Source organism: Bradyrhizobium sp. USDA 3262 (genome assembly GCF_054060035.1).
The window spans coordinates 6,645,576-6,669,985 of record NZ_JBSSCT010000001.1; the positions used below are offsets into that span (position 1 = coordinate 6,645,576).

Here is a 24,410-nt window from a genome sequence, read left to right on the forward strand (position 1 = left end):
TTCCTGGAGCGGTTCTGCCTCCCACATTTAGCTATTTGGTGTTCGAGCCACGACGATGCAATACCGCGGCAGCTTCGCTCTGGGCGCACGCGTCAGCGGCCGGGTCGTGAGGATCGATCGACAGGATCCGTGGCACAGCGCCGCAACTGCGGTATAAGAGGGCATGGCAAATGGTCAGGTTGTCCTCGTAACAACTGCGCCGTTGGACGGCGGCCCGCCTGTTCGCTCGGTCTTCTTCGTGGCTGAAGGAGACGCGGCAAAGGCCACGGCAATCATTGCGGACATGATGGCCCCGAATGAAACGATCGAAGCGTGGGGGCCGCTTCCCGAAGCAGCTGTCAAGGCGCTCGGGTTGAAACCCGGTGACTACACCCACACCTGACTTGCACCGGATAGCTGTCCGGCGCGCGAAGGTCTGCGGCCGCATCCTTGCGCAGAGGGTGTGATCTTGACGCGGCGCCCTCGCTTGCGCGAGGCCGCCGCGCTCCCGATCACAACGCGGGGAGCCCTCTTTCTCGAACAAGCGACGTGGCGTAATCTATGTCGAGTTGCCCTTTGAGACGGGACGGGCCGACGTCGCCGTTTGAACGAACGGGCAGCGGTCAGGCCGTCGGCAGGCATCGCAGTCTGAAAGCAGCGCCTGCCTTATGTGGCGCTCCCTCAACTTCAACATGAAGCACGTTGGCCTGCCGCGCGCGCGGCAGACAAGGGCAGTGCTTAACCCTTGGAGGACGACATGGCGACATTCATCTTGAGGATCGACTGGACCGACCAGGGAATTCGTAATGTCAAGGAAGCTCCCAAACGCAGCCGAGCGGCGAAAGAACTCGCCAAGACGCTCGGTGTCGAAATCAAGGAGGTCTATCTCACCTCCGGCGAGCACGACATCCTTCTTCTCGCCGAGGCGCCTCTCGGCGACAACATCACAAAACTCGCGCTTGCCCTCAGTTCTCTGGGAAACATACGGACCTGCACATCACGGGCCTGGCCCGAGGCCGAGTGGACCAAGCTGATATCCGAGCTTCCGTAGCGGCTTCGGGATGTCCCTATGGATCTCTGCCCGGTCTGACTGACGGGCGCCGTCGACCTTGACACCCGGCGATCGGCGCGAGCATGTGTGCGCAGGAACCGAGACTGCTCCTCGTCGTGTGAACGAGTAAAGTACGAAGCGCACGAGGGCGACGGCGCACGTCGTCGCCAGCGGGCCACCACGCGTTATTTATCCAGCCAGACATCCTCGAAGCGCAGATTGTTGTACTGGCTGTTGTCGTGCGGATGGAAATTCTTCACGTAGGGCTGCCAGCAATTGCCGGCCGATGAGTGCAGGATGACCGGCCGCGCGGCGTCGTCGACCAAGAGGCGCTCGATGTCGAACACGATCTTGCGGCGCTTGTCCTTGTCGACCTCGCGCGACTGCGCCGCCAGCAGCTTGTCGACCTCGGCGTTGCAATACTGGGTGTAGTTGCGCTCGGAGTTGCAGGAATAGTTCTCCACCAGATTGCCGTCGGGATCGTCGACGCTGACACCGGTGACATTGAGGCCGATGGTGTAGTCCTTGCGCTGCAACCGCGAGTACCAGCGCGGCGTATCCAGAATGTCGAGCTCGGCTGTGATGTAGATCTTCTTGAGCTGGTCGGCGAGGATCACCGCCGGATCGCGATAGGTCGGCAGATTGCGGGTCTGGATCTTGATCGACAGCGGCTTGGCATCGCTGTAGCCGAGCTTCTGCATGATCGCCTGCGCCTCGGCGAGGTTCTTCTCGGTATCGGGGCCGTATCCCATCAGCGTCGACAGGATCTCCGGCGGCATGCCCCACTCGCCTTCGGGCTTCGCCTGCATCGCGCCGCCGAGCCGTCCGGTGCCTTCGAACAGGATGCTGTTGAAGGCCTTGCGATCCAGCGCCAGCGACATCGCCTTGCGGATATCCGGATTGTCGAACGGCGGATTGACGCGGTTGACCAGAAGATTGATCTGCAGATTGGTCGACGTCATCTCGCAGATCGCGCTCGGCGCCCGCGCCTTGACGTCTTTCATCAAGGGAATGCTGACGTCGGACGGAAAGGTGATGTCATAGTCGCCGGTCGCGAATGCCAGCATGCGCGTGGCGCGGCTGTCGATCGAGCGCACCGTGATCTCGTCGAGATACGGCCGGTCCTTCTTGAAGTAATCGGGGTTGCGGATCAGACGGATGGAGTCGCCGCGCCGGAACTCGACGAACTTGAACGGCCCGGTGCCGACCGGTTTGGTGCGCATCACCTGCTGCGGCACGTGGCAGGGATAGACCACCGAGAAGGCGCTGGCGAGCAGCGCCAGCAGGCCGGGCTGCGGCTCGGTCAGCTCGAAGGTCGCCTCATCCTCGCCATTGATGCTGACGTCCTTGAGCTTCGAGTACCAGACCTTGCGCGGGTTGCGCTTGAAGTCCTGGGTCTCGCTCTTGCCGATCAGCATCCGCCAGGTGCACTGCACGTCCTTGGCCGTGAACGGCTGGCCGTCATGCCACTTCACGCCGTGCCGCAGCCTGAAGGTAAGCTTTGTGTTGGTCTGGTCCCACGACCAGCTCTCGGCGAGATCGGGGACCACGGTGTCGATGCTTTCATGCACCTTCGCCGGATCGAACACCACGAGGTTGTTGAAGACCGCCGCGAACGGCATCACCGAGGCGATGGTGGATTCCTCGAGCAGCGAGGTCGAGGGCGGATTGTCGTTGTGATAGAGCCGCAGCGTGCTGCCCTTCTTCTGCGCCGATGCAGGGCTCGCGGCGAGCGCCGCGAAACCCAATGCCACGATGCACGCGGCCAGTTTGAACGACATTCCCGCCTCCCGAAATTTCTTGTTGTCGTCGGTTGCAGGCAGTCGAGCACAACACCCCGCCCCTCGCAACGACGCAGGGCCAAGATCATTGCCGGCTGCGCGCAACGCAGAGCGAGACCGGGATGCGCCCCGCAACCTGGACGGCTGGAACAGGCGCCCGGCCATCGCTCGGTCGTCCCGCCCCTCTTTGACGGGCCACTGCATCTCCCGTCACGGGGAATTGGGGTTGGATGCATCCTCGAAATTGGCTACTAGTTTCCGGCCGAGAAACTCGGACCGTCTGAGGACTTGAAATGACCTATTGCTGCGGAATTCTGGTGCGCGACGGGCTCGTCATGATCGCCGATACCCGCACCAATGCCGGCCTCGACAATGTCTCGACCTTCCGCAAGCTGCACATCTTCGAAAAGCCCGGCGAGCGCATCATGGCGATTGCCAGCGCCGGCAATCTGGCGATCAGCCAGTCGGTGCTGTCGACCCTGACCGAGGGCATGGAAAATCCGGACACCGGCGAGCTCGAGACGCTGATGAACGCCCCGACCATGTTCCAGGCGGCGCAGCGGATCGGCCGCGCCATCCGCTCGGTGCACGCCACCGAGGGCGATGCGCTGCGCGCCGAGGACATCTCCTTCGACGTCTCGTTCCTGTTCGGCGGCCAGATCAAGGGCTCACGGATGCGCCTGTTCATGGTCTACACCGCCGGCAACTTCATCGAATGCACCACCGACACGCCATACCTGCAGATCGGCGAGCACAAATACGGCAAGCCGGTGCTCGACCGCGCCATGCATTACGACGTCGAGCTCTATGAGGCGCTGAAGACCGGGCTGATCTCGATGGATTCGACGATGCGCTCCAATCTCGGCGTCGGCCTGCCGATCGACGTGCTGGTGGTGCGCACCGACGCCTGCGAGGCCGACCTCAACCACCGCATCGAGGCCGGCGAGCCCTATTTCCACGACCTGCGTTCGCGCTGGTCGGCGGCCCTCCGCGCGGCGCACCAGAACATTCCACGCCCACCCTACAAGAACGAAACCAAAAACCAAGTAAGAGGAAACTCGGATGACTGAGGCAACCAGCAAGATCGCACTCGTGACCGGCGCCGGCACCGGCGTCGGACGCGCGGCATCGCTCGCTTTGATGGACAAGGGCTACACCGTGGTGCTCGCCGGGCGCCGCATCGAAATGCTGGAAGAGACCGCCAAGCTCGGTCCCGCCGGCAAGAGCCTGTGCGTGTCCGCCGACATGGCCAATCCGGCCGCGATCGCCGCGCTGTTCGACAGGGTGAAGGCGACCTATGGCCGGCTCGACGTGCTGTTCAACAACGCCGGCATGGGCGCGCCGCCGGTGAATTTCGAAGACCTGCCGCTCGAGCAGTGGCAGGCGGTGGTCAACACCAACCTCACCGCGCCGTTCCTGTGCACCCAGCACGCCTTCCGCATCATGAAGGACCAGAAGCCGCGCGGCGGCCGCATCATCAACAACGGCTCGATCTCGGCGCATGCGCCGCGGCCGTTCTCGGCCGCCTACACCTCGACCAAGCACGCCATCACCGGCCTGACAAAAGCCTCCAACCTCGACGGCCGCATGTATGACATCGCGGTCGGCCAGGTCGATATCGGCAATGCCGCGACCCCGATGACCGACCGCATGGTCAACGGCCCCGGCGTGCTGCAGCCGGACGGCACCACCAAGCACGAGCCGCGCATGGATGCCAAAGCGGTCGGCGACGCCGTCGCCTACATGGCCGGCCTGCCGCTCGACGCCAACGTGCTGTTCATGACTGTCATGGCGACCAAGATGCCGTTCGTCGGGCGGGGCTGATCTCTCGTCGGCTTGGCCGGGCTTGTCCCGGCCATGCCGTCCCAGGGGCGCACTGCCAAAATATCGAAAACAACCCCATGCAAAGTAGCCCGCGGCTGCCGCCGTTCGACACGGCGACTTGACACGTCGGGCAACTCAGCAGTATTTTTCCATTATTCCGAAATCACGCAAGTATCCTTCGCCCCGCTCTTGCGCGGGGAGAGGCTGCTTCAGCAAAGTCGGGGACAGAATAATTCACGAAGAGTTCCCCTCACCGACGCTTCGCGCCGACCTCTTCCAGCAAACGGCAGAGGCCTGTCGCATACCAGGCACTTCGGTGCTGGATCGCAGAGATCCGACGAAAAGCCCGATAGTCACTTTGACTCTGGGCCTTTGATACCGCTCTTCTTAATTAACTCGACTGCGTAGTCGATGGGGTAAGCCACGACAATGCCGGTATTGCCGCTGACGTAGGTACCAGTACCGCCGACCAACTTGCCGAGGCTTCCATCAGGAAGCTGCCTTATCAACTGCCTGTTCAAATCATCTTGAGTAATTGCTTTAGGTTCAATTTTTTCCCACTTCATAACCTCGGTAAGGTCATTTCGAAAGCCAGAGATCACGCCCGCAACCTTCATATCAGCTTGCGGACTAAGGTTAGCATCCTTGAACACTACGGGTCCGCCGGAAAACCCGGGGTTATTGGTGCCATCTAGATAAAGTATCGTGACCCTCTCTTGCCGTTCCTGGGCAGAAAAAATCGCTTTCCGTACAAAACCAATAGCAGACTGCCCGTCGTTCGACGAAAGCGAGAAATCCCCATACGGGAAGCCAACAAAAAACATCGGTTGACTAACGTAGGCCCCTTTCACTCCGTCAGCGGGAAGTGGAAAATTCACAGTCACTTGCTTAGGTGGGACCAAGACAGCGATATCTATAGGGCCATCGCACCTAAGGATGTCTACCTCGATTTCTTCATGGATGTCTTTGCCCTCGTAGAGGGTGATTTTTCCCTTAGCGCCGGTTAGGGAGGCTATGACGTGCTTTGCCGTCACAATATACTGCCTACCGTCAACATCGATCGTAAACGCTGTGCCGGAGGACTGACCAACCGATATTCTCTTTACCCGTTTGAGAACATTGGACGGCACAAACTCTTGAGCAGTCATCGGCACGACTCCGAACAAAAGAAATAGGGCTGGTAGTACCCACGGATATCGACGCATCAAATCACCGTTGAAAAAAGCCGCTCAATCTCCGCGATACAGCGAGCAATAATATGATCGCCGCCAACCTTTACCAGACCTCCCTCTGAGGAAGATCTTGCGGGTTGGATGCCAAACCCCGCTGTTGTTCTGGCGCCAATACCAGCAGCGACCGAGGCGCTCCTGTAGATCATGATAGGCGCAGACCGCCTTGAGGATTTGCTTCTCAGGCGTTGCCAATCCCTCCCAGCACCTTGCCCTTCGGCTTCGGCAGCGCAGCCTTCATCCGGTCCCGCGCTAGGCACATCTCGTTCGGTCCGGTCTTGCATCCGTCGCAGCAGGGCTTCAGCCGAACTGGTCGGGACGCCTACCCGCTGGAGGGTCAGGATTCCTTGTACTGGCGGCCGATCGGCACGCGAATGCGCCCGATCTCCGAACGGAGATGGGTGTGGGCATATCAGTAGCTTCAATGGCTTGGATGGCCGAATTAGACGAAAACAAGAACAATGGATAAGTGGGATAACCAGAACAAACCCGCAACTTTCCCTTGTATGGAACCGCAACCGGGTAGATACAGCGGGGCCTACCGTAACGTGTGATTCGCCCCTTTATTTTGGAAACCGAGTAATGGCAAAGCCGACGAAGCCTACCGGGACTTCCCGGATCAAGTTCATCATGTTCGATGCCGAGATTGCCGATGACCAAATCCAGTCGGTCACTCAAGCCATCACCAATGCCCTGCGCGGCCCCGTCCCGCCGCCAGCCGTGCGACGCTTGCCCGCGGCCCCTCCGCATTTGAATGGGAGCGAAGAGCCCGAGCAAGAGGAAATGGATTTCGATGGCGCCGAGGATGGCGAGGTCGAGATCATCGCGCCGAGGAAACAGCGCGCCAACGGACCGCGCAAGGCCGCGCCGACGCCGGAGGTGCTGCCTATCGATTTCAACGACTACGAAGTGCCTCTCGCTACCTTCGTCGCAGACTACAAGACCGAGAGCCACCAGAGCCGCTACCTAGTCGTGGCCGCGTGGTTTCATGAGCACGGAAACGTCTCCAAGGTGACGGCTGCCCACATCTACTCGGCGTATCGATGGCTGAAATGGCCGCTGACCGTAAAGGATTTTGCACAGCCTCTTCGCGACCTGAAGGCTCAACAGCTCTTCAGCCAACCCGAAAAGGGGATGTATACTCTCCATCATGTCGGCCTGCAGCGTGTTGCAGAACTAAAAAGCGGTAGCAGTAGCTAATGCAGTTACACGAACTCGTTGACCAGGTGGCAGACTTCGACAAGCTGCCACCAAGGGACAAGATCAAGCTAATCGGTTGGTACCTTCACACGCACGAGGGGAAGGAACACTTTCACTCCGACCACATTCGTGCGTGTTACAGGACGCTTCATCTCGCCACCACAGAGAACATAGGCCAGTCTCTATTGCGAATGGCCAGTTACAACACGCCAGACTTGGTTCGCGAGAAGCAAAGCTTTAAGTTGACGCGACCAGTGCGGGGTCAGCTTGACGCGAAGTACGGCGTTCACCACAGCGTCGTGGCCGTAAGCAAGATACTCACCGACCTGCCGGCAAAGGTGCCTACGGTCGAGGCACGAACATTTCTGCAAGAAGCTCTGAAGTGCTACCGGTTCGAGGCGTACCGCGCGTGCATCGTTATGACGTGGAATCTCGCCTATGCGCATTTGCTCGATTACATCCTGGCAGACACACAGCGCCTGGCCGACTTCAATGCTGCCATCACGCGGAAGTATCCTAAGAAGACCAACATCGTCATCGTCAAGTACGAGGACTTCACCGAAGAATTGAGCGAGCGCGAGACGGTCGAAATCGCGAACGTAGCCGACACATTCAATTCCGTTGTCTTCCGCATCCTAAAGAAAGAGTTGGACCGGCGGAATATCGCCGCCCATCCCTCGAACGTGGTCATCGGCCAACATCAAGCCGACGACATGATTTCTGAGCTCGTCAACAACGTGGTGCTAGCGCTGACGTAGCTCTTCTTCGAGTTTCGGATGTGAGCATCAGCTTCGCCATACTCGGCAAGTAGTTACCGCAAGCGCAGTTGGTCGATGAGATCGTCGACATCGCTCTGGGTCATGACGCCATTCCCACCCACGACGCTCACTATTCTGGGCAGCTTTGATACGCGCCTCGTAATCATCGCGGGCATCCTGCCTGGATTTTTCCAACGCCTCGATGTCCGCCACCGAGACTGGCCTGGTGCCGCCGGCATACTTCTATCGCTCCTGGTTTAGCCAGGTGACAAGTAGGGAAGCACACGGTGGAGAGAACTCCCTACTCCAGCTTCTCGACGTCGCGCAGCGTCGGGAACAGCTTCATCCAGAGCAGCGCGACCGCAACGGTGGCGACGCCGCCGAGCACGGCCGACGGCACGGTGCCGAGCAGCGCGGCGGCGACACCGCTCTCGAACTGGCCGAGCTGGTTGGAGGCGTTGATGAACAGGAAGTTCACCGCGCCGACGCGGCCGCGCATCTCGTCGGGGGTGGCAAGCTGCACCAGCGAAAAGCGGATCACGACGCTGATCGTGTCGGCGGCGCCGAGCACCGCGAGCGCCAGCGCCGACAGCCACATCCAGTGCGACAGCGCGAACACCACCGTCGCCACGCCGAACACGATCACCGCCTGGAACATCCGCATGCCGACGCGGCGGTTGATGGTGTGCCGCGCCAGCACCATCGTCATCAAGAGCGCGCCGACCGCGGGCGCGGCGCGCAGGATGCCGAGGCCGAGCGGGCCGGCTTGCAGGATGTCGCGCGCATAGATCGGCAGCAGCGCGGTGACGCCGCCGAACAGTACCGCGAACAGATCGAGCGAGATGGTGCCGAGGATCGCCGGATTGCTGCGAACGAAGGTGACGCCGGCAAACAGATCGTCCGACACCGCCCCGTTCTTCGCCGGCGCCTGCTGCAGCCGGCCGATGCCGCCGGTCAGCAGGGCGCCGAGCAGCCAGAACACCATCATCACGGCATAGGGCGCGCTCGGCATCATCGCATAGGCGAAGCCGCCGAGCGCGGGTCCGGTGATGGTCGCGACCTGCGCCGCGCCGCTCGATATCGCGGTCGCCCGCTGCAGCGAGCCTTGCGGTGCGATCAACGGCAACAGCGCGGCGGTCGCCGGGCTCTCGAACGCGCCGGCGATCCCGAGCACGAAGGTCGCGACGAAGATCTGGATCTCCGAGATGGTGCCGGCAAAGGTGCTTCCCGCGAGAAACAATGCGGTCAGCGCCTCCGCGATCTGGCAGGCCTGCACCACGCGCTTGCGCTCGAAGCGGTCGGCGGCGTGGCCGGCGACGAATACCAGCAGCGCCGTCGGCAGAAACTGCACCAGTCCGACCATGCCGAGGTCGAATGCGCTGCCGGTCAGATCATAGATCTGCCAGCCGATCGCCACCGCGCCGATCTGGCTGGAGAAGCGCGACAGGCTGCGCGACGACAAGAAGAACAGGAACGGTCTGTGGCCGAGCAGATCGCGAGCGCCGGCCGGCGTGGCGGAGGACATGGATGATTGCGTGGCCGAGCGCCTGCAACTTGTCAATGGATACGAGATGAACGCGCAACAGCATTGCGCTGCGCGAGGCCCCTGCCCATAATCCCGCGAGGGTTCTTGGGGGCGTGATGCTGCAGTTGCAATCGGCGTTCGGCGTGGTGGCGTTGCTCTTGATCGCCTGGGCGTTGAGCGAGAATCGCCTGAAGGTGTCGCTGCGCCAGGCGGCGATCGGGCTCGCGGTCACCGTCGTGACTGCGCTGCTGCTGATCAAGGTGCCGCTGGTAACGCAGGCCTTCGGCGCGATCAATGACGCCGTCGGCACGATCGCGGCCGCGACGCGCGCCGGCACCGCCTTCGTGTTCGGCTATGTCGGCGGCGGCCCGGCACCATTCGATCCCAAGGCGCCCGGCTCGGATTTTATCCTCGCCTTCCAGGCGCTGCCGATCGTGCTGGTCATGAGCGTGCTGACGACGCTGTTGTTCTATTGGCGCGTGCTGCCGCCCGTTGTGCGCGGCATGGCCTGGCTGCTCGAGCGCACGCTCGGCGTCGGCGGCGCGGTCGGGCTCTCGACCGCGGCCAATATCTTCCTGGGCATGGTCGAAGCGCCGCTCTTCATCCGCCCCTATCTGGCGCAGCTCACCCGCAGCGAATTGTTTCTGGTGATGACTGGCGGCATGGCCGGGATCGCCGGCACGGTGCTGGTGCTGTACGCGACGCTGCTGGCGCCGCTGATCCCGGATGCGGCCGCGCATTTCGTCATCGCCTCGGTGCTCGGCGCGCCGGCCGCAATTTTGGTGAGCCTGATCATGGTGCCGGAAACGTCGGACAAGCGCACCGGCGGATCGCTCGACAATCCCGATATCCAGGTGTCGTCGACGATGGACGCCATCGTGAAGGGCACGGCAGCCGGGCTCGAGCTATTGATGAACATCATCGCGATGCTGCTGGTGCTGGTCGCGCTGGTGTATCTGGCGAACGCGATCATCGGCCTGCTGCCGGAGATCGGCGGCGCGAAGATCTCGCTGCAGCGCCTGCTCGGCTACGTGATGGCCCCGGTGTGCTGGCTGATGGGCCTGCCCTGGCCGCAGGCGATCACGGCGGGAAGCCTGATGGGCACCAAGACCGTGCTGAACGAGTTGATCGCCTATGTCGACCTGTCGAAGCTCGGCCCCGACGCGCTCGATCCGCGCTCGCGGCTGATCATGCTCTACGCGATGTGCGGCTTCGCCAATTTCGCGAGCCTCGGCATCATGATCGGCGGCCTCGGCATCATGGCGCCCGAGCGGCGCGACGAGATCAACGCGCTCGGGCTGAAGTCGATCGTCTCGGGCACGCTGACGACCTGCCTGATGGGCGCGATCGTGGGGATGATGACGCAGCCGTAGCCGCAGTAGCCCGGAGGAGCCAACGGGTCGCGCGAACGCGCGCCCGATGACAGGCTCCGCGCAATCCGGGGCGGTGCTGACGCGGTGAAGCTCCCTGTCAAGCGGATCATTGTTGGGCCGGCCGACGGCGCGGACGCACGTAGCCGCGCATTGAGCCGTCGCTTGCAATAACGCGATGACAGGGGATCGATGGGTCGTAATTCGTGCGCATTATGGCACCAACCGCGCGTGCAGCCCTCGGATTGCCGGCTTTAGCAGCGACAGCTTTGTACGTCATGGCCTTCCCCTTTGGGATCTTGCGCACGATGTCGCGGACCTTATCTGAAAAGGTTTTCATAGGCCGAGTGTAGCAGATTTCTCAGAGGGTTTTCGCCTTTTTACCTGCGGTTGGAACGAGCGCGTCGCGTTGGCACCGAAGATTCGACTGGACGTGCCGGTGTTCGTTTCGAAGTGCGCGCCGCCGTCTTAACATTGTGGGCAGCTATTGGCCCCTAGCGCCGTTTGCCGCGCAGTGCCGGCGTGGACGCAAACGGAGCATTGCGGACATCGACCGGCGGCTCCGCCCGATGCGATTCGAGGTGAATGACCCAACTCGGACATAGCGCGGTGTGCCCGCCGCGTCATTTCGCTGCGATGCGGAATTTGCGGCGACCCCAATGTCCAAGGAAGCGAGCTTCGACCTGTAGCTGAAGAACAATGCTCGCACAGCGGGGTTGATAACTGGGGCAAAGTCAAAAAGGAGGACTTGATGGCTGCTGATCGATCGACCGTTCACGGGTCCGATCTGGACATCGTGGCGGGGAACGGCCTCCTTCATCGCCGTATGTTTTTGACAGCGGGTACGGCGGCTGCGGCCGCCGTTGCCAGTTCCGCTCTGCCTAATCCAGCTGCCGCCGACGCGTTACCGGTTGAGCCCTGGATGAAGGTGCCGGGATCCGGATTCGTCGGCTACGGCCAGCCAGCGAAATACGAAGAAAAGGTCGCCAGAACTTGGAACACCGCGCCAGGCACGACCGGCACAGGTGCCGCCCGCACACCGCTCCATTTGCTCGACGGCATGATCACGCCCAATAGCGTGCATTTTGAACGTTCTCATAGCGGCATTCCCGACATTAACCCGGATACCCACCGGCTGTTAATCCACGGCCTAGTCAAGCGCCCGCTGACCTTCACGCTGGAAAGCCTAGAACGCTATCCGCGCGAGTCGCGCGTCTCATTTCTCGAATGTGGTGGTAACGGCCAATTGCTGTACCAGAAGGAGGCCGCCGCGGTTGGAGTCCAGGCGATTCACGGCCTTGTCTCCTGCGCCGAGTGGACGGGCGTAAGGCTCGCGATCCTGTTGCAGGAAGCAGGCGTCGATCCGAAGGCCAAATGGATTTTAGCCGAAGGTGCAGATGCTGCCGGCATGAGCCGCAGCATACCGTTGGCGAAAGCGATGGATGACGCATTGATTGCTCTCTACCAGAACGGTGAGCGCGTGAGGCCATCCAACGGCTATCCGATGCGACTCCTGCTGCCGGGATACGAAGGCAACATGAATGTGAAATGGCTCCGGCGCATCAAGCTGACCGAAGCGCCGACGATGACCAAGGATGAGACATCGAAGTACACGATCACCTTGCCCGACGGGAAATCCCTTCAGTTTGTGCTCCCTCAGGAAGGGAAGTCTGTGATCACACGGCCTTCACCGGGGCTGACTATGAAAGAGCCCGGCCTCTATGAAATCTCGGGTCTTGCCTGGTCGGGCTATGGCAAGGTCACCAAGGTTGAGGTCTCGGCCGACGGCGGCAAAAGCTGGGCAAAGGCGGCGTTGCAGTCGCCCGTGCTGTCGAAGGCGTTGACACGCTTCCGCATTCCGTGGCGGTGGAACGGCGGACCCGCGGTCCTGCAAAGCCGCGCGACCGACGAGACCGGTTACGTCCAGCCGACGCGAGAGAAGATGATCGCCGCGCGCGGCAACCGAACCATCTATCACTCCAACGCCATCACGGCCTGGGCCGTTTCCAACAAAGGCGAGGTAAAGCATGTCTATGCGTAACCCTCTCCTCATCGCCGCCTCAGGTCTTGCCATGGCTTCGGCCGTCGCATTCGCGGCTGAAAGCCCAAACTTCGGACGGGCGGCAACACCGGAGGAAATTGCCTCTTGGGACATCAGCATTGGTCCAGACGGCGTCGGCTTGCCGCCTGGCAGCGGGACCCCAAAGCAAGGTGAAGCCGTGTACGCGGCAAAATGCACCGCCTGCCATGGCGAGAAAGGAGCCGGGAAGCCCAACGATCAGCTCGTGGGCGGACAAGGAACGCTTCGCGGTGACAAGCCTCCGGTCAAAACCGTGGGAAGCTTCTGGCCCTATGCCACGACAGTCTTCGACTATGTGCGGCGAGCGATGCCATATAACGAATCGAAGTCGTTGACCAATGACGAAGTTTATGCGGTCGTCGCTTATATCCTGAACCTCAACGGCATCATTGCAGACAACGACACCATGGATGCGCAGACACTGCAAAAGGTGAAAATGCCGAACCGGAATGGATTTGTGACGTTTTCGCGCGGAAAATAAAGCTGCCTGAATGTCTGGGTCTGGCCCATCGCGACATCTTGCTTTGCCGCACGAACTTGGTCGCTATCGGGACAAAGCGGACGTAGAGTCACGCCGACGGTTTTATGGGTACACGGCCTGGAAAATCGTCATGCCCGGGCTTGACCCGGGCATCCATCAGCCAAGAAGGAGTCTTTCGAAGCAGGATGGATGGCCGGGTCAAGCCCGGCCATGACGACTGCGCTAGAGCCTACGCCTTCAGCTCCACCGTCTTGAACTCGGCCGGCAGGATCACCTCCAGCAGTTCGACGTCGTCGGAATAGTCCAGGATCATGTGCCGGATGCGCGGCGGCTGGGTCCAGGCGCTGCCTTGCTGCATCAGCGTCTCGCCCTCGCCTTCCATGTAGGTCTTCACCCAGCCCTTGAGCACATAGACCATCTGGAAGTCGACATCGTGGAAATGCAGCTTCGACACTTCATCGGGATTGCACGGTCCCTGCAGCCGGATGACGTGTGCCTGCGCGAGGCCATGCGAGGCGGCGGCGATGCCGAGGTCGCGGTACTTGGCATAGGTGCGCAGCCCGTCGGCCTTGAAGTCCTCTTCGCGGTGATGGCTGATGGCGACGCGCTGCTTCGGCCGGGCCTTGGTTGCAGCTTTCGGCGCACTCTTCTTGGCCGCCGAGACGCGGCCTTTCGACTTGATGGTCTTGCGCGCGGACGATTTCGCGGATGTCTTTTTGGCGCCGGCGCCGAGCCCCGACCATTTCTTCTTCACCGCGGTCTTGGCTGCCGATCTTGATGCCGTCTTCTTGGCCATTGTTTCGCCTCCCGTCTTTTTCTGACGGACGAAGGCTAACACAAGTCGCGCGCCGCGAGGCGAGCAAAGGCGCACACCGCGCTTTTGCCCCCTTGCCCGCTCAATGCAGCCGGAACACGCCGTCGACGGCACGCAGCTCGGCCGGCTTGACCAGCTTGGAATGCGCCACCGTCACCGAAAACAGCGGGCCTTCGAGCTTCGCCTGCCAGAACGCGAGGAAATCCTGCAGCGCCGGAAATTTCGGAAACAGGTCGTAGTTCTGCCAGACATAGGTCTGCAGCAACGAGGGGTGATCCGGCATCCGATAGAGGATTTGCGCCGTCGTCAGCCCGTACCCCAGCAACTGCTTCCGGAAATCGTCGGAAACAACCCCACCAACTCGCGAGACCATGCCAACCTCCTGTGACGGAGCGCATTCACGTGGTGGCCGACCTCCCCCGCCGGACCACCGGCAATGGATGCGCTCACATGAGAGAAATGTGACGCACGCGACTAACCCATCTCAAGCCCAAATGTTTAATAGGTTGTTGAAATTTCTTGCGTTGGCAGCAGCTTACCGCATCTGCTAATAGCCCCGGCGACCCCTCGTGGGCGGCATTAAGGATGCCGAAATGATCTCGGCATCCTTTTGGCAGGCGGCACTCACGAGTGCCAATTTTTCTGCTAGAGGCACTTGCCCGCCGCCAAGGCTTGGCCTATCTCCTGCCCAGCCAGTCTGGCACTCGCTGGACTGGACTGCTAACTCTCCAAAAATCTACAGCATCTACAAATCTTTAGGAGGACTGCATGAAATTCCGTCCGCTTCACGACCGCGTCGTGGTCAAGCGTATCGACGCCGAAGAGAAGACTGCTGGCGGCATCATCATTCCGGACAGTGCCAAGGAAAAGCCCTCGCAGGGCGAAGTCATCGCCGTTGGCCCGGGCGGCCGCGATGAAGCTGGCAAGCTGATCCCGATCGACCTCAAGGTCGGCGACCGCGTGCTGTTTGGCAAGTGGTCCGGCACCGAGGTCAAGATCGACGGCGAAGACCTGCTGATCATGAAGGAAAGCGACATCATGGGCGTCCTCGACGTCCCCGCTTCCAAGAAGAAGGCGGCCTAAGCGCCTCCCTCCCTCCCAGGTTAAATCTCTCAAGGAAAAATTCAGATGGCAGCTAAAGAAGTCAAATTCTCCGTCGAGGCGCGCGACAAGATGCTGCGCGGCGTCGACATCCTCGCCAACGCGGTGAAGGTCACCCTCGGTCCGAAGGGCCGCAACGTGGTGCTCGAAAAGTCGTTCGGCGCTCCCCGCATCACCAAGGACGGCGTCACCGTCGCCAAGGAGATCGAGCTCGAGGACAAGTTCGAGAACATGGGCGCCCAGATGGTGCGCGAAGTCGCCTCCAAGTCCGCTGACGCGGCCGGCGACGGCACCACCACTGCGACCGTGCTCGCGGCTGCGATCGTGAAGGAAGGCGCCAAGTCGGTCGCCGCCGGCATGAACCCGATGGACCTCAAGCGCGGTATCGACCTCGCGGTCGAAGCCGTCGTTGCAGACCTCCAGAAGAACTCGAAGAAGGTCACCTCGAACGAGGAAATCGCCCAGGTCGGCACCATTTCGGCCAACGGCGATGCCGAGATCGGCAAGTTCCTCTCCGACGCCATGAAGAAGGTCGGCAATGAGGGCGTGATCACGGTCGAGGAAGCCAAATCGCTCGAGACCGAACTCGACGTCGTCGAGGGCATGCAGTTCGACCGCGGCTACATCTCGCCCTACTTCGTGACCAACGCCGACAAGATGCGCGTTGAGATGGACGACGCCTACATCCTCATCAACGAGAAGAAGCTCTCGTCGCTGAACGAGCTGCTGCCGCTGCTGGAGGCCGTGGTGCAGACCGGCAAGCCGCTGGTCATCGTCGCCGAAGACGTCGAAGGCGAAGCCCTCGCCACCCTCGTCGTCAACCGCCTGCGTGGCGGCCTGAAGGTCGCGGCCGTCAAGGCTCCGGGCTTCGGCGATCGCCGCAAGGCCATGCTGCAGGACATCGCGATCCTGACCGGCGGCCAGGCCATCTCGGAAGACCTCGGCATCAAGCTCGAGAACGTCACGCTGCAGATGCTCGGTCGCGCCAAGAAGGTGATGATCGACAAGGAGAACACCACGATCGTCAACGGCGCCGGCAAGAAGGCCGACATCGACGCCCGCGTTGCCCAGATCAAGGCGCAGATCGAGGAGACCACCTCGGACTACGACCGTGAGAAGCTGCAGGAGCGTCTCGCCAAGCTCGCAGGCGGCGTCGCGGTGATCCGCGTCGGCGGCGCGACCGAGGTCGAGGTGAAGGAGCGCAAGGATCGCGTTGATGACGCGATGCATGCGACCCGCGCGGCTGTCGAGGAAGGCATCGTCCCGGGCGGCGGCGTCGCCCTGCTCCGTGCGTCCGAGCAGCTCAAGGGCCTGCGCACCAAGAACGACGACCAGAAGACCGGCGTCGAGATCGTACGCAAGGCGTTGTCGGCTCCCGCTCGCCAGATCGCGATCAACGCCGGTGAAGACGGTTCGGTCATCGTCGGCAAGATCCTGGAGAACAAGGCCTACAACTACGGCTTCGACTCCCAGACCGGCGACTATGCCGACCTCGTCAAGAAGGGCATCATCGACCCGACCAAGGTCGTGCGCACCGCGATCCAGAACGCTGCCTCGGTTGCCGCGCTCCTGATCACCACGGAAGCGATGGTTGCCGAGCTGCCGAAGAAGAACGCCGGCGGCCCCGCGATGCCTCCGGGCGGCGGCATGGGCGGCATGGACTTCTAAGCGACGAAGTCGTCCCGGACGCGGTGCAGCGCAAAGCGGTGCACCGCAGAGCCGGGATCTCGCTCAGCGAAAACGAAATGCAAAACCCCGGCAGCGATGCCGGGGTTTTTGTTTGGGGCGAGCTCGCTTACCGCAGCGCGGCCAGTGCGAATATTTGCACAACCTCACGCTGATGCAGGAGCCTCAGGCGGCTCTCAGCATGCACGTTATGCACAACACTCTCCGTAAATATACGTTGGTCTGAGTTGACAATCTCAAAAAAAATTTCGTGCGAGAGTCGCAAACCGAACCGACACTGTCGCCTTCGTCCCGCACAGTAAGCTCGGGACGAGATCGAACTTCACTCTCAAAAATCTGAATCGAGCACGGAGCGTCAGCTCCCGTGACGCGGGCAAGCGTTGCGGAGAATGCTCTCACTTGCGAGGGAGGCTGTGCGGTGGACGAAAACGAAGAGGTTCTCTGCCAAGCCGCCTGAAGAAGCGGCGTTGGAGTCAAATCGAGGATTCGTTCAAGGAGGGACCTGGCCGGTTGGAAGAAGCCCAGTGACGAGAGCGTGCAGCCCCCACTGCCGATGCTCCGTCAAACGCCGCAGGTGCGCGATGCCCCCCTACTACCCCGCGCACCGATCTGGGGCCAATCCAACCGGCCGGACTATTTTTGCAAGGCAAGAGGCAAAAAGCAAAAGGCAATATGGGAGGGAGGCGCTCATGGGCATGGTGATGGTCAGATGTCCGCAAACCGGACACGCGATTTCCACCGGAATCAAGACCGATCGCGAGAGCTTTCGACGCAGTACCGTGTTCTTCGCGCGCACGCCCTGTCCGTTTTGCCGCGCGGATCACGCCTGGTTTGCGCGGGACGCCTGGGTCGACGAGCCGAGCATCCGCGTGCGGCGACGCCGCGGCGGCGGTTCGCCGGCCTGACAATGGCCACCACTATTGACGACCGCGATGGAGGGACACCATGGCGCATGTGCAGATCTCGACGGAAACGTCAGCCTGGCTGCTGCAGGCCAAGGACTTTCTCGATGAGGCACGACGGCTGAAGCCCGGCCCGAAGCGCAATGAGTTGCGCGAGACCGCAAAGGTGCTGCGCGAGATCGCGAAGCACGAAGGGGTATCCTCGCCTGCACGGGAGCTTGATCGGCGGCCGGGAAGCTGATCCGACCAGGAACGGCCTTACACGGCGTCGTCCGCCTCGATTTCCGGGATGCGCGGATCGTTGGCCGGCGCCATTCCGCGCGTTCGAACCTTGTCGCCCGAGAAGATCTCCTCGGCCTCGAGACGCATGACGCGATGGCATTCGCACGCCGCGGCCAAGAGCCGCGCCTGGTCGATCTCGATCCGGCCTCGTTGATCCGACCTGATCGCGCCGCGCTTGCGCAGATTGCCCATCAGCAAGGTCACCGTCGTTCGTCGTACGCCGAGGATTTGCGACAGCGCGTGCTGGGTCAGCGGGAGGACGTCGCTGTCGACGCGGTCGCGAAGCTGAAGCAGCCAGCGCGCCATCCGCGCCTCGACCGGGTGGAGCGCATTGCAGGCGGAGCCGAGCTGAAACTGGATCAGCATCGATCTGACGTGCTTCTGGATCGCCTGCCGAATCCCGGGACTGCGGCCGAACGCGGCATGAAAGCGCGCCGCCGGGATCCGCGAGGCGGTACCAGCCGCACGAACGACGGCGGTAATGCCCGAAGGCGAGGCTCCGAGAACCGACAGACTGCCCACGGCCCCTTCGCATCCGACCACACCGGTCGCGACCGTCTGCCCATCCGCCATGTCGATCATCAACAGGATCGCGCCGCTGTGAGGAAAGAAGACGTAGTCGATCTCGTCACCGGCGCGCGCCAGGACCGCATCCTGTTCGAGCGCGACAGTCTCAAGTTCCGGTTTCAGGAGGTCCAGATCCGCCGGCGACAATGTCGCGAGAAGGCGATTACGAGTTCCGCCGGAAATGCTCACCTGCGGGAACGTCATCAATGGTCGCACAGCTTACTCACTCGAGCACAGGATCAAAAACAAATTCCAAACGATTGACCGCAAGGCGGAATTCTCCGCGGCAGCGTCCTTAAAGTTAGATGCAAATGCGCCGCCGGACGCAATAGCAAAATGCGCATCGTCGCACCGTAGAACTTCGGGAACTCAACAGTTCCAGTTTCGCATCGCTCGCGCCGCGCGCGACATCCGAACCTTCTCTTTCACCACCTGCGCAGGCGTGGGGCGGACGCGGTGTGACCGCGCCGCTGCGGCGGCACCCGTCAAGACGCGCGCGAGTGGCGGTCCGGCCACGCCTGCATGAGCAGTTCCTGCGCGTCCTTGATTTCGGGAAGATCGAGCGCCGCATCGAAGCCGGCGAGCAACGGCGCCAACAATTGAGATATCTCCTCTGCCCGGCCGCTGCGGCTGTAAAGACGTGCAAGTCCCAGCGCGCCGCGCAGCTCGAACGTCCTGGTCTGCTGCCTTCGCGCGATCTCGAGGGCGCGATGGAAGGCATTCTCCGCGCCGCGGAAATGTCAGGGCTGTGACGACGCGACCGCAGCTCTCCCTGCACGCGGTACAGCTCGGCATCCAGCCAGTGCTGCCCGGACTGCTCCGTCGCGTCGATCAACTCATCGATGATGTCGAGCCCGGCATCGACATGCCCGGCCTCCGCATTCGCCACAGCGATTTGCAGTCCCCAGAACGGTTCACAGAGGTAGCAGTCGTTCTCGTGAAGCAACGTCCAGCCACGCTGCATCTCCGCGAGACCTGCGGCCCGGTCGCCGGCACGCCACTTCTCCAGACCATTGAGATAGGTGCCGGCGGCGACATAGAGCGGCATCGTGTGATCCTGCGCCAGACCCAGGGCAAGGATCGTCTCGGTCTGGCGCAACCTGCTGCCGCACAGCCCGTCGAAGACGGCCTTGTGAACCAGCGCATTGGCGCGCGCGAGCGCGCGCTGTTTGCCGGCGACGTTCACCGCCGCGCCCGCGAGCTGCAGGGCTCGATCGATCTCGCCACGCGGCCAAAGCACCAGGGCGAGAAATCTCATGATGACGAACGGCAAGTCGAGCGTCGACGCCTTGAAGGTTGCCGGATCCGGCTCGGTCGCATAGGCCGCGAAGGCCTGCTCGAGATGGATGCCCGCATTCACGTACTCGCCCGCGAACCAGGAGGTCACCCCGCTGGCCCAGCGCGCGACGATTGTCGCCACCGGCGAGTCCGGATGCCGCTCCGCTGCGCCCATGATCGCCTCCGCCAACTCTCGCATCGGCGCGAGCTCGCCGTGGGTCAAGCAGGCGTTGAAGAGGCCCGACTGGATCGGCGCCAGCTCGATTGGATCATCGATGTCGGAGGCGAACTGCCGGGCGCGCGTCCAGGCGGCGACCGTCTCGGGGGCGCTGTGCCCAAGACTGCCCCGCAGCGCGCGGCCGTAGGCGATTTGCAGATGGAGCCGGCCGATCATCCGATCAGGCTCGTCGGGCAGTTCATCGGCGATGGCGACCGCCTTGCCGAGATGCGCGATCGCCTCGCAATAGGCCGAGCGCTTCAGTGCCTGCTGACCGGCCTTGCGCCACCACGCCAGCGCGGTCTCGCCGAGCCCTGCCTCGGTGAAATGGTAGGCAACGACTTCCGGCTCGATCTCGGCCATCTCGGCAAATTTGTCGCGCAACACATCGCCGATATGCTTGTGAAGCAATTGCCGGCGGCTCTTGAGCAAGCTCTCGTAAGCCGCTTCCTGAACCAACGCATGCTTGAAGCTGTAGCTTGCATCCGGCGGCACGCCCCGGCGCAGCAGCAACTCGGCCTCTTCGAGCTGGGCAAGCGCCGCGGCAAGCGTCAGATCATCGCGTCCGGCCACGTTGCGCAGCAGTGCATATGAGAACTCACGGCCGATCGCTGCACCGATCTGCGCCACCTCCTTGACCGGCGCCAGCCGGTCGAGCCGGGCCATCAGCGAGTCCTGCAGCGTCGCCGGGATCGCCAGCGGCGGCAGCGGATTGTCGAGGCGATAGCGCCCGGCATTCTCGATCAGCAGCCCCGACTCCATGACCATCTTGGTCAGCTCCTCGACGAACAGCGGGACACCGTCCGTCCGCTCGACGATCTGCGTCATCATTTCGCCTGGCAGCAACCGGCCGACGGTCACCTGCTCGATCAGCGCGCGCGTGTCCTGCCGGTCGAGCCGATCGAGCCGCAGCAGGCTGACATTGGCGAGCCCCGCCCATGGCGGCTCGAACTCCGGCCTGAACGTCATGAGCATGAGGATCGGCAGTCCCCTGATCCGGTCGACCGCGAGGTCGAGCAGTTCGAGCGACGTGGCATCGGCCCAATGCACGTCTTCGCAGACGACAAGCACCGGCTGCTGCCGGGCGAGGCCCTCGAGCTGGTCGAGCAGCGCTGCGAATGTCTGCCGCCGCTGCTGCGCCGGGCTGAGGCCGAGCGGCGGATAGCGGTCGCCGGTTGGGATCGACAGCAGCGCTGCGATCAGCGGTGTCACGGTGGGCACGTGCTGCGTGCCGAGCGCCAGCATGGCCTCAAGCTTGTCCAGCTTCTGCTCCGGCGCATCCTCCGACCTGATGCCGGCGGCACGCTCGAGCTGGGCGACAAAGGGGTGCAGCGCGCTGTTGGTGTGATAGGGCGAGCATTGATACCGCACACGGCGGTGTGTCCCGGGCGCCAGGCTGTCGGAGAGCATCGCCACGATGCGCGATTTGCCGATACCCGCTTCGCCCGATATCAGCACTGCCTGGCCCTGGCCCTGCCACGCCAGTTGCTGGCGCGACAGCGCAAATTCGATCTCCGCCTTGCGGCCGACGAAGCCGATCGAGCGCGCGGTGCGCACCGCCTCGAAACGGCTTTCCGATGCCGGCTCGCCTTCGACGGCCCACACCGCGATCGGCTCCGAGATGCCCTTGACCTCGCGGCGGCCGAGGCTGCGAAGCGTGAACAGGTTGCCGAGCAGCCGCCGGGTCGAGGCCGCCACGACCACCACGCCCGGCTCCGCCAGGCTCTGCAGCCGCGCCGCGATGTTCGGCGCATCGCCGACCAGCGCCTGCTCCTCCGACGCGCCGCCGGAGACGAGGTCGCCGACCACGACGAGCCCGCTCGCAATCGCGATCCGAACCGCAACGCCCTCTTTCGCGCGGGTCTCGAGCTTGCCGATTGCAGCGATGACATCGAGGCCGGCGCGCACCGCGCGCTCCGCATCATCCTCGTGGGCACGGGGATAGCCGAAATATGCGAGGATGCCGTCGCCGATAAATCTGGCAACGGCGCCGTCGTATGTCGTGATCACCTGCGCACAGGCTGCGCGATAGGCGCGGATCACCTCCCACATGTCCTCGGGATCGAGACGCGCCGACAAGGCCGTCGAGCCGACCAGGTCGCAGAACATCACGGTGAGATGGCGGCGCTCGGCATCGTGCGGAGAAACCGGCGCGGCGATCAGTTCGGCTTGATTGAGATCGGCGATCGCACGCAGCATCTTGCGACGATGGCCGAGCAGGACCCCGAGCCTGTCGAAGTCTTCATCCGTCAGTTCGGGAAGAACGCCAAGGTCGATGCCGTTCTCGGCAAAACGCAGCGCGTATTGCCCAAGTCCCAGCTTCTCGAGCCATTCCGCAATCTGCTGCATTGGCTTCACCGACGGGTTGACGGCTGGCCGAATGGACCACGGTGCACAAACGTTATCGCAATCTGCCCGGGGTGGCACCTCTGTTTTGCGGCGTGGCGCAGGACATTCGAATTGTGCCGTGGCGGTGCCCCGTTACAGCCGTCTGCACGTTAACGTTCGTACGGGTGCCGGCGGTCGGTCCGGGCAAAAAAATCGAAGGGCCGCCCATGGGCGGCCCTTCTGTCTTACGCGCTCTCGGGCGCCTTGAGGCGGACCAGCTTGGTCAGCAGCGCATCGAGGCCCTGGCCCTCGCCCGCATGCAGGTCGATGCGGCCGACCTTCTCGACCAGACGTTCGAGCGACTCCAGCTCCTTGAGCCGCAGCAGCAGAGGGTTCTCCTCCATCAGCCTGGCGGTGTTCAGGAGCGAACGCGTCGCCGCGGTCTCCTCCTGGCGGCGGATCAGGTTGGCCTTCGCCACCCGCTCCGCCTCCACCACCTTGTTGACGAGCTCGCGGATCTCGCCGGGCAGGATCACGTCCTTCACGCCGAGCTCGGTGACCTCGACACCGCTGTCCGCGACACGATCGCGGACGAAGTCGCGAAGCTCCGTATCGAGCGCCGCCTTCGCGGACAGCACCTCGTCCAGCGTGCGGCCGGCCACCGCCTCGCGGATCGCGAACTGCACCAGGCGGTACAGCCACGCATCCACGTCGGGCACCGTGGCCACGACCCGCTCGGGATCGACGATCCGGCGGAACGCGGTCAGCGTCACGCGCAGCGCGATGCGATCCTTGGTCAACATCTCCTGCGCCGTGATCTCGACCGCCTGGGGACGCAGGTCGAGGCGCTTGACCTCGATCTTGCGGCCCGCGATCCAGAACGCGTGCCGGCCGGGCGCGAGCCGCGCGACCAGCTTGCCCTCAACCGTGAGCAGACCGGCCTCGTGGTTCTCGACCACCGCCTCGGTGATGACACCGGCCCGGTTGGGCTGGATCATCGCGAGGTGGCGTGCCGTGACCCTGGGATCGCTGGTGACGTCGATGCGCTCGACCTCGACCGACGTCGCGACCTTCCAGTACACGCGCGTCTGCCAGGGCGTCATCAGTTGCACGGGACGGCCGTCGAGGCTGACGATCGCGATCTCGTTCGCGCGGGTTTCCAGCGCCTCGAACAGCTCGTCGGCGAGATCAGGACGCGCGGCCTTGATCACCGCGAAGCGATCCGCGGGGAATTCGGTCCGCACGACGCTGAACAGCTCGGCCTTGAGCTGATGCAGGGGATCGAACAGGCGGTGACGTCCGGGCGCGAGCACCTGCTCGAGCCGGCCGTTGCGCGTCAGCAACGCGCGCTCGCCATCCTTCACCGTCAAGTTGGTCGTCAGGAAGTGCCAGGTCATGACACGCCTCCATTGTTGCTCCGAGGCCCATGGGCCGAAGAGCGGGTTTCATTTTGCAAAGGACGTGAGGACGCGAACGCGGCTTCCTGTCAGCCGAGCGGGCCGTGGCTTGAGCTTGCGCGATGACGGGCGCACGCGCGCGTTCCGCGCGACGAATATCGCGCGGCCGAGCGGAGCCACCCGGCATCAGCGCAAGCGGTATCCACCGCGGCGCAAAGCCGGTCTCACAGTGTCGATGTTCGGACGAAATGCCTTGCGGCAGGACGGCCGGACTGCGACTGAAGCGCGCGTCCGGTCCCCTTCAGAGGTATCAGCTTTTCAGGCTGAAACGGAGCGCTTGGAGCGGGAATCGAACCCGCGACCCGATGAGTGTCATTCACCTGCTCTAACCAACTGAGCTATCCTTTGTGAGAGACCGGATTCGAACCGATACCTTCGGGATTTCATCCCCGACGCTCGCCCATGAGCTTCATCTCGCGATCTTCATTTCGGCGGAACACGACACCGCAAAGCGGCTCGCGCCAGTCGGGATCTCAACGAGCCCGAACCCATGGCCGAAG

At 62.7% G+C, this 24,410-nt stretch carries 22 protein-coding genes and 2 tRNA genes; 13 read left to right on the forward strand and 11 right to left on the reverse strand.

The genetic code is table 11. From position 1 onward, the window contains the following. Positions 1-163: 163 nt before the first annotated feature. The gene (locus tag ACVWYP_RS31375; RefSeq protein ID WP_028342900.1) at positions 164-382 is read left to right on the forward strand and encodes a hypothetical protein; all 219 of its coding nucleotides are present in this window, start codon (positions 164-166) and stop codon (positions 380-382) included. A 354-nt stretch (positions 383-736) separates the two neighbouring features. Beyond that, complete coding sequence (locus ACVWYP_RS31380; protein ID WP_026192964.1) at positions 737-1,030, forward strand: GYD domain-containing protein; 294 nt, start codon at positions 737-739, stop codon at positions 1,028-1,030. 185 nt (positions 1,031-1,215) lie between these two features. Here ACVWYP_RS31380 and ACVWYP_RS31385 read toward each other — a convergent pair whose 3' ends face one another. Further along, entirely contained in the window at positions 1,216-2,811 is a 1,596-nt protein-coding gene (locus tag ACVWYP_RS31385; protein ID WP_304496000.1) for an ABC transporter substrate-binding protein, read from the reverse strand. Between the two features lie 293 nt (positions 2,812-3,104). Between ACVWYP_RS31385 and ACVWYP_RS31390 the strand changes: the two genes are divergently transcribed. Together ACVWYP_RS31390 and ACVWYP_RS31395 are read left to right on the forward strand one after the other, a co-directional pair. Then, positions 3,105-3,881 (forward strand): peptidase, encoded by a 777-nt coding sequence (locus ACVWYP_RS31390; protein WP_304496001.1) that lies wholly within the window; start codon positions 3,105-3,107, stop codon positions 3,879-3,881. Then, entirely contained in the window at positions 3,874-4,635 is a 762-nt protein-coding gene (locus ACVWYP_RS31395; RefSeq protein WP_304496002.1) for an SDR family oxidoreductase, read from the forward strand. The genes ACVWYP_RS31390 and ACVWYP_RS31395 overlap by 8 nt, the downstream gene beginning before the upstream one ends. A gap of 353 nt (positions 4,636-4,988) precedes the next feature. On the opposite strand, the gene ACVWYP_RS31400 is transcribed toward ACVWYP_RS31395, so the two are convergent. Then, positions 4,989-5,783, reverse strand: coding sequence for a S1 family peptidase (locus ACVWYP_RS31400; RefSeq protein WP_304496003.1), 795 nt, complete (start codon positions 5,781-5,783; stop codon positions 4,989-4,991). A gap of 663 nt (positions 5,784-6,446) precedes the next feature. Here ACVWYP_RS31400 and ACVWYP_RS31405 point away from each other — a divergent pair. Then, complete coding sequence (locus tag ACVWYP_RS31405; RefSeq protein ID WP_304496004.1) at positions 6,447-7,064, forward strand: hypothetical protein; 618 nt, start codon at positions 6,447-6,449, stop codon at positions 7,062-7,064. Continuing rightward, positions 7,064-7,822: a hypothetical protein gene (locus ACVWYP_RS31410; protein ID WP_456684254.1), complete on the forward strand. Its 759-nt coding sequence runs from the start codon at positions 7,064-7,066 to the stop codon at positions 7,820-7,822. Before ACVWYP_RS31405 ends, ACVWYP_RS31410 begins: the two co-directional genes overlap by 1 nt. 301 nt (positions 7,823-8,123) lie before the next feature. On the opposite strand, the gene ACVWYP_RS31415 is transcribed toward ACVWYP_RS31410, so the two are convergent. Then, positions 8,124-9,347 carry an MFS transporter gene (locus tag ACVWYP_RS31415; protein ID WP_304496006.1) on the reverse strand — a complete coding sequence of 408 codons (1,224 nt, stop codon included), beginning with the start codon at positions 9,345-9,347 and terminating at the stop codon, positions 8,124-8,126. Between the two features lie 116 nt (positions 9,348-9,463). Between ACVWYP_RS31415 and ACVWYP_RS31420 the strand changes: the two genes are divergently transcribed. Next, positions 9,464-10,720, forward strand: a complete 1,257-nt coding sequence (locus ACVWYP_RS31420; RefSeq protein ID WP_304496007.1) for a NupC/NupG family nucleoside CNT transporter — start codon at positions 9,464-9,466, stop codon at positions 10,718-10,720. A 106-nt stretch (positions 10,721-10,826) separates the two neighbouring features. On the opposite strand, the gene ACVWYP_RS31425 is transcribed toward ACVWYP_RS31420, so the two are convergent. Continuing rightward, entirely contained in the window at positions 10,827-11,057 is a 231-nt protein-coding gene (locus tag ACVWYP_RS31425) for an MGMT family protein (protein ID WP_080583257.1), read from the reverse strand. A gap of 411 nt (positions 11,058-11,468) precedes the next feature. On the opposite strand from ACVWYP_RS31425, the gene soxC reads away from it, so the two are divergent. Next, positions 11,469-12,758: a sulfite dehydrogenase gene (gene soxC / locus ACVWYP_RS31430; protein WP_304496008.1), complete on the forward strand. Its 1,290-nt coding sequence runs from the start codon at positions 11,469-11,471 to the stop codon at positions 12,756-12,758. Further along, the gene (locus tag ACVWYP_RS31435) at positions 12,745-13,278 is read left to right on the forward strand and encodes a c-type cytochrome (protein ID WP_453945954.1); all 534 of its coding nucleotides are present in this window, start codon (positions 12,745-12,747) and stop codon (positions 13,276-13,278) included. Before soxC ends, ACVWYP_RS31435 begins: the two co-directional genes overlap by 14 nt. A 229-nt stretch (positions 13,279-13,507) precedes the next feature. Here the strand turns inward: ACVWYP_RS31435 and ACVWYP_RS31440 are convergent, their stop codons facing one another. Further along, complete coding sequence (locus ACVWYP_RS31440; protein ID WP_453945952.1) at positions 13,508-14,074, reverse strand: cupin domain-containing protein; 567 nt, start codon at positions 14,072-14,074, stop codon at positions 13,508-13,510. Positions 14,075-14,174: 100 nt separating this feature from the next. Continuing rightward, on the reverse strand, positions 14,175-14,465 hold the full coding sequence (locus ACVWYP_RS31445) for an usg protein (protein ID WP_026192965.1): 291 nt from the start codon (positions 14,463-14,465) through the stop codon (positions 14,175-14,177). Between the two features lie 395 nt (positions 14,466-14,860). On the opposite strand from ACVWYP_RS31445, the gene ACVWYP_RS31450 reads away from it, so the two are divergent. The 4 genes from ACVWYP_RS31450 (at position 14,861) to ACVWYP_RS31465 (ending at position 18,022) form a co-directional block, all read left to right on the forward strand. Continuing rightward, entirely contained in the window at positions 14,861-15,175 is a 315-nt protein-coding gene (locus ACVWYP_RS31450) for a co-chaperone GroES (RefSeq protein WP_018272373.1), read from the forward strand. Positions 15,176-15,220: 45 nt separating this feature from the next. Then, positions 15,221-16,861 carry a chaperonin GroEL gene (groL, locus tag ACVWYP_RS31455; RefSeq protein WP_018272374.1) on the forward strand — a complete coding sequence of 547 codons (1,641 nt, stop codon included), beginning with the start codon at positions 15,221-15,223 and terminating at the stop codon, positions 16,859-16,861. A gap of 707 nt (positions 16,862-17,568) precedes the next feature. Then, the gene (locus ACVWYP_RS31460; protein WP_016840464.1) at positions 17,569-17,784 is read left to right on the forward strand and encodes a hypothetical protein; all 216 of its coding nucleotides are present in this window, start codon (positions 17,569-17,571) and stop codon (positions 17,782-17,784) included. Positions 17,785-17,824: 40 nt separating this feature from the next. After that, positions 17,825-18,022, forward strand: a complete 198-nt coding sequence (locus ACVWYP_RS31465) for a hypothetical protein (RefSeq protein ID WP_304496009.1) — start codon at positions 17,825-17,827, stop codon at positions 18,020-18,022. Positions 18,023-18,039: 17 nt separating this feature from the next. On the opposite strand, the gene ACVWYP_RS31470 is transcribed toward ACVWYP_RS31465, so the two are convergent. The 5 genes from ACVWYP_RS31470 to ACVWYP_RS31490 all read right to left on the reverse strand — a co-directional run bounded on the left by ACVWYP_RS31470 (position 18,040) and on the right by ACVWYP_RS31490 (position 24,328). Then, on the reverse strand, positions 18,040-18,834 hold the full coding sequence (locus tag ACVWYP_RS31470) for a Crp/Fnr family transcriptional regulator (protein ID WP_304496010.1): 795 nt from the start codon (positions 18,832-18,834) through the stop codon (positions 18,040-18,042). Positions 18,835-18,931: 97 nt separating this feature from the next. Beyond that, a complete protein-coding gene (locus ACVWYP_RS31475) occupies positions 18,932-22,474 on the reverse strand; it encodes an adenylate/guanylate cyclase domain-containing protein (RefSeq protein ID WP_456684255.1) in 3,543 nt (1,180 codons plus the stop codon). A 224-nt stretch (positions 22,475-22,698) separates the two neighbouring features. After that, positions 22,699-23,850, reverse strand: coding sequence for a slipin family protein (locus ACVWYP_RS31480; protein ID WP_304496012.1), 1,152 nt, complete (start codon positions 23,848-23,850; stop codon positions 22,699-22,701). 337 nt (positions 23,851-24,187) lie between these two features. Further along, positions 24,188-24,254 (reverse strand) — tRNA-Val (locus tag ACVWYP_RS31485). A 2-nt stretch (positions 24,255-24,256) separates the two neighbouring features. Next, positions 24,257-24,328, reverse strand: a tRNA-Phe gene (locus tag ACVWYP_RS31490). Between the last annotated feature and the right edge of the window lie 82 nt (positions 24,329-24,410).

What these genes read in the sequence shown, in the direction of transcription:
- ACVWYP_RS31375 (WP_028342900.1), top strand. Translation starts at nt 164, where the DNA reads ATGGCAAATGGTCAGGTTGTCCTCGTAACAACTGCGCCGTTGGACGGC.
- ACVWYP_RS31380 (WP_026192964.1), top strand. Translation starts at nt 737, where the DNA reads ATGGCGACATTCATCTTGAGGATCGACTGGACCGACCAGGGAATTCGT.
- ACVWYP_RS31385 (WP_304496000.1), bottom strand. Translation starts at nt 2,811, where the DNA reads ATGTCGTTCAAACTGGCCGCGTGCATCGTGGCATTGGGTTTCGCGGCG.
- ACVWYP_RS31390 (WP_304496001.1), top strand. Translation starts at nt 3,105, where the DNA reads ATGACCTATTGCTGCGGAATTCTGGTGCGCGACGGGCTCGTCATGATC.
- ACVWYP_RS31395 (WP_304496002.1), top strand. Translation starts at nt 3,874, where the DNA reads ATGACTGAGGCAACCAGCAAGATCGCACTCGTGACCGGCGCCGGCACC.
- ACVWYP_RS31400 (WP_304496003.1), bottom strand. Translation starts at nt 5,783, where the DNA reads ATGACTGCTCAAGAGTTTGTGCCGTCCAATGTTCTCAAACGGGTAAAG.
- ACVWYP_RS31405 (WP_304496004.1), top strand. Translation starts at nt 6,447, where the DNA reads ATGGCAAAGCCGACGAAGCCTACCGGGACTTCCCGGATCAAGTTCATC.
- ACVWYP_RS31410 (WP_456684254.1), top strand. Translation starts at nt 7,064, where the DNA reads ATGCAGTTACACGAACTCGTTGACCAGGTGGCAGACTTCGACAAGCTG.
- ACVWYP_RS31415 (WP_304496006.1), bottom strand. Translation starts at nt 9,347, where the DNA reads ATGTCCTCCGCCACGCCGGCCGGCGCTCGCGATCTGCTCGGCCACAGA.
- ACVWYP_RS31420 (WP_304496007.1), top strand. Translation starts at nt 9,464, where the DNA reads ATGCTGCAGTTGCAATCGGCGTTCGGCGTGGTGGCGTTGCTCTTGATC.
- ACVWYP_RS31425 (WP_080583257.1), bottom strand. Translation starts at nt 11,057, where the DNA reads ATGAAAACCTTTTCAGATAAGGTCCGCGACATCGTGCGCAAGATCCCA.
- soxC (WP_304496008.1), top strand. Translation starts at nt 11,469, where the DNA reads ATGGCTGCTGATCGATCGACCGTTCACGGGTCCGATCTGGACATCGTG.
- ACVWYP_RS31435 (WP_453945954.1), top strand. Translation starts at nt 12,745, where the DNA reads ATGTCTATGCGTAACCCTCTCCTCATCGCCGCCTCAGGTCTTGCCATG.
- ACVWYP_RS31440 (WP_453945952.1), bottom strand. Translation starts at nt 14,074, where the DNA reads ATGGCCAAGAAGACGGCATCAAGATCGGCAGCCAAGACCGCGGTGAAG.
- ACVWYP_RS31445 (WP_026192965.1), bottom strand. Translation starts at nt 14,465, where the DNA reads ATGGTCTCGCGAGTTGGTGGGGTTGTTTCCGACGATTTCCGGAAGCAG.
- ACVWYP_RS31450 (WP_018272373.1), top strand. Translation starts at nt 14,861, where the DNA reads ATGAAATTCCGTCCGCTTCACGACCGCGTCGTGGTCAAGCGTATCGAC.
- groL (WP_018272374.1), top strand. Translation starts at nt 15,221, where the DNA reads ATGGCAGCTAAAGAAGTCAAATTCTCCGTCGAGGCGCGCGACAAGATG.
- ACVWYP_RS31460 (WP_016840464.1), top strand. Translation starts at nt 17,569, where the DNA reads ATGGGCATGGTGATGGTCAGATGTCCGCAAACCGGACACGCGATTTCC.
- ACVWYP_RS31465 (WP_304496009.1), top strand. Translation starts at nt 17,825, where the DNA reads ATGGCGCATGTGCAGATCTCGACGGAAACGTCAGCCTGGCTGCTGCAG.
- ACVWYP_RS31470 (WP_304496010.1), bottom strand. Translation starts at nt 18,834, where the DNA reads ATGACGTTCCCGCAGGTGAGCATTTCCGGCGGAACTCGTAATCGCCTT.
- ACVWYP_RS31475 (WP_456684255.1), bottom strand. Translation starts at nt 22,474, where the DNA reads ATGCAGCAGATTGCGGAATGGCTCGAGAAGCTGGGACTTGGGCAATAC.
- ACVWYP_RS31480 (WP_304496012.1), bottom strand. Translation starts at nt 23,850, where the DNA reads ATGACCTGGCACTTCCTGACGACCAACTTGACGGTGAAGGATGGCGAG.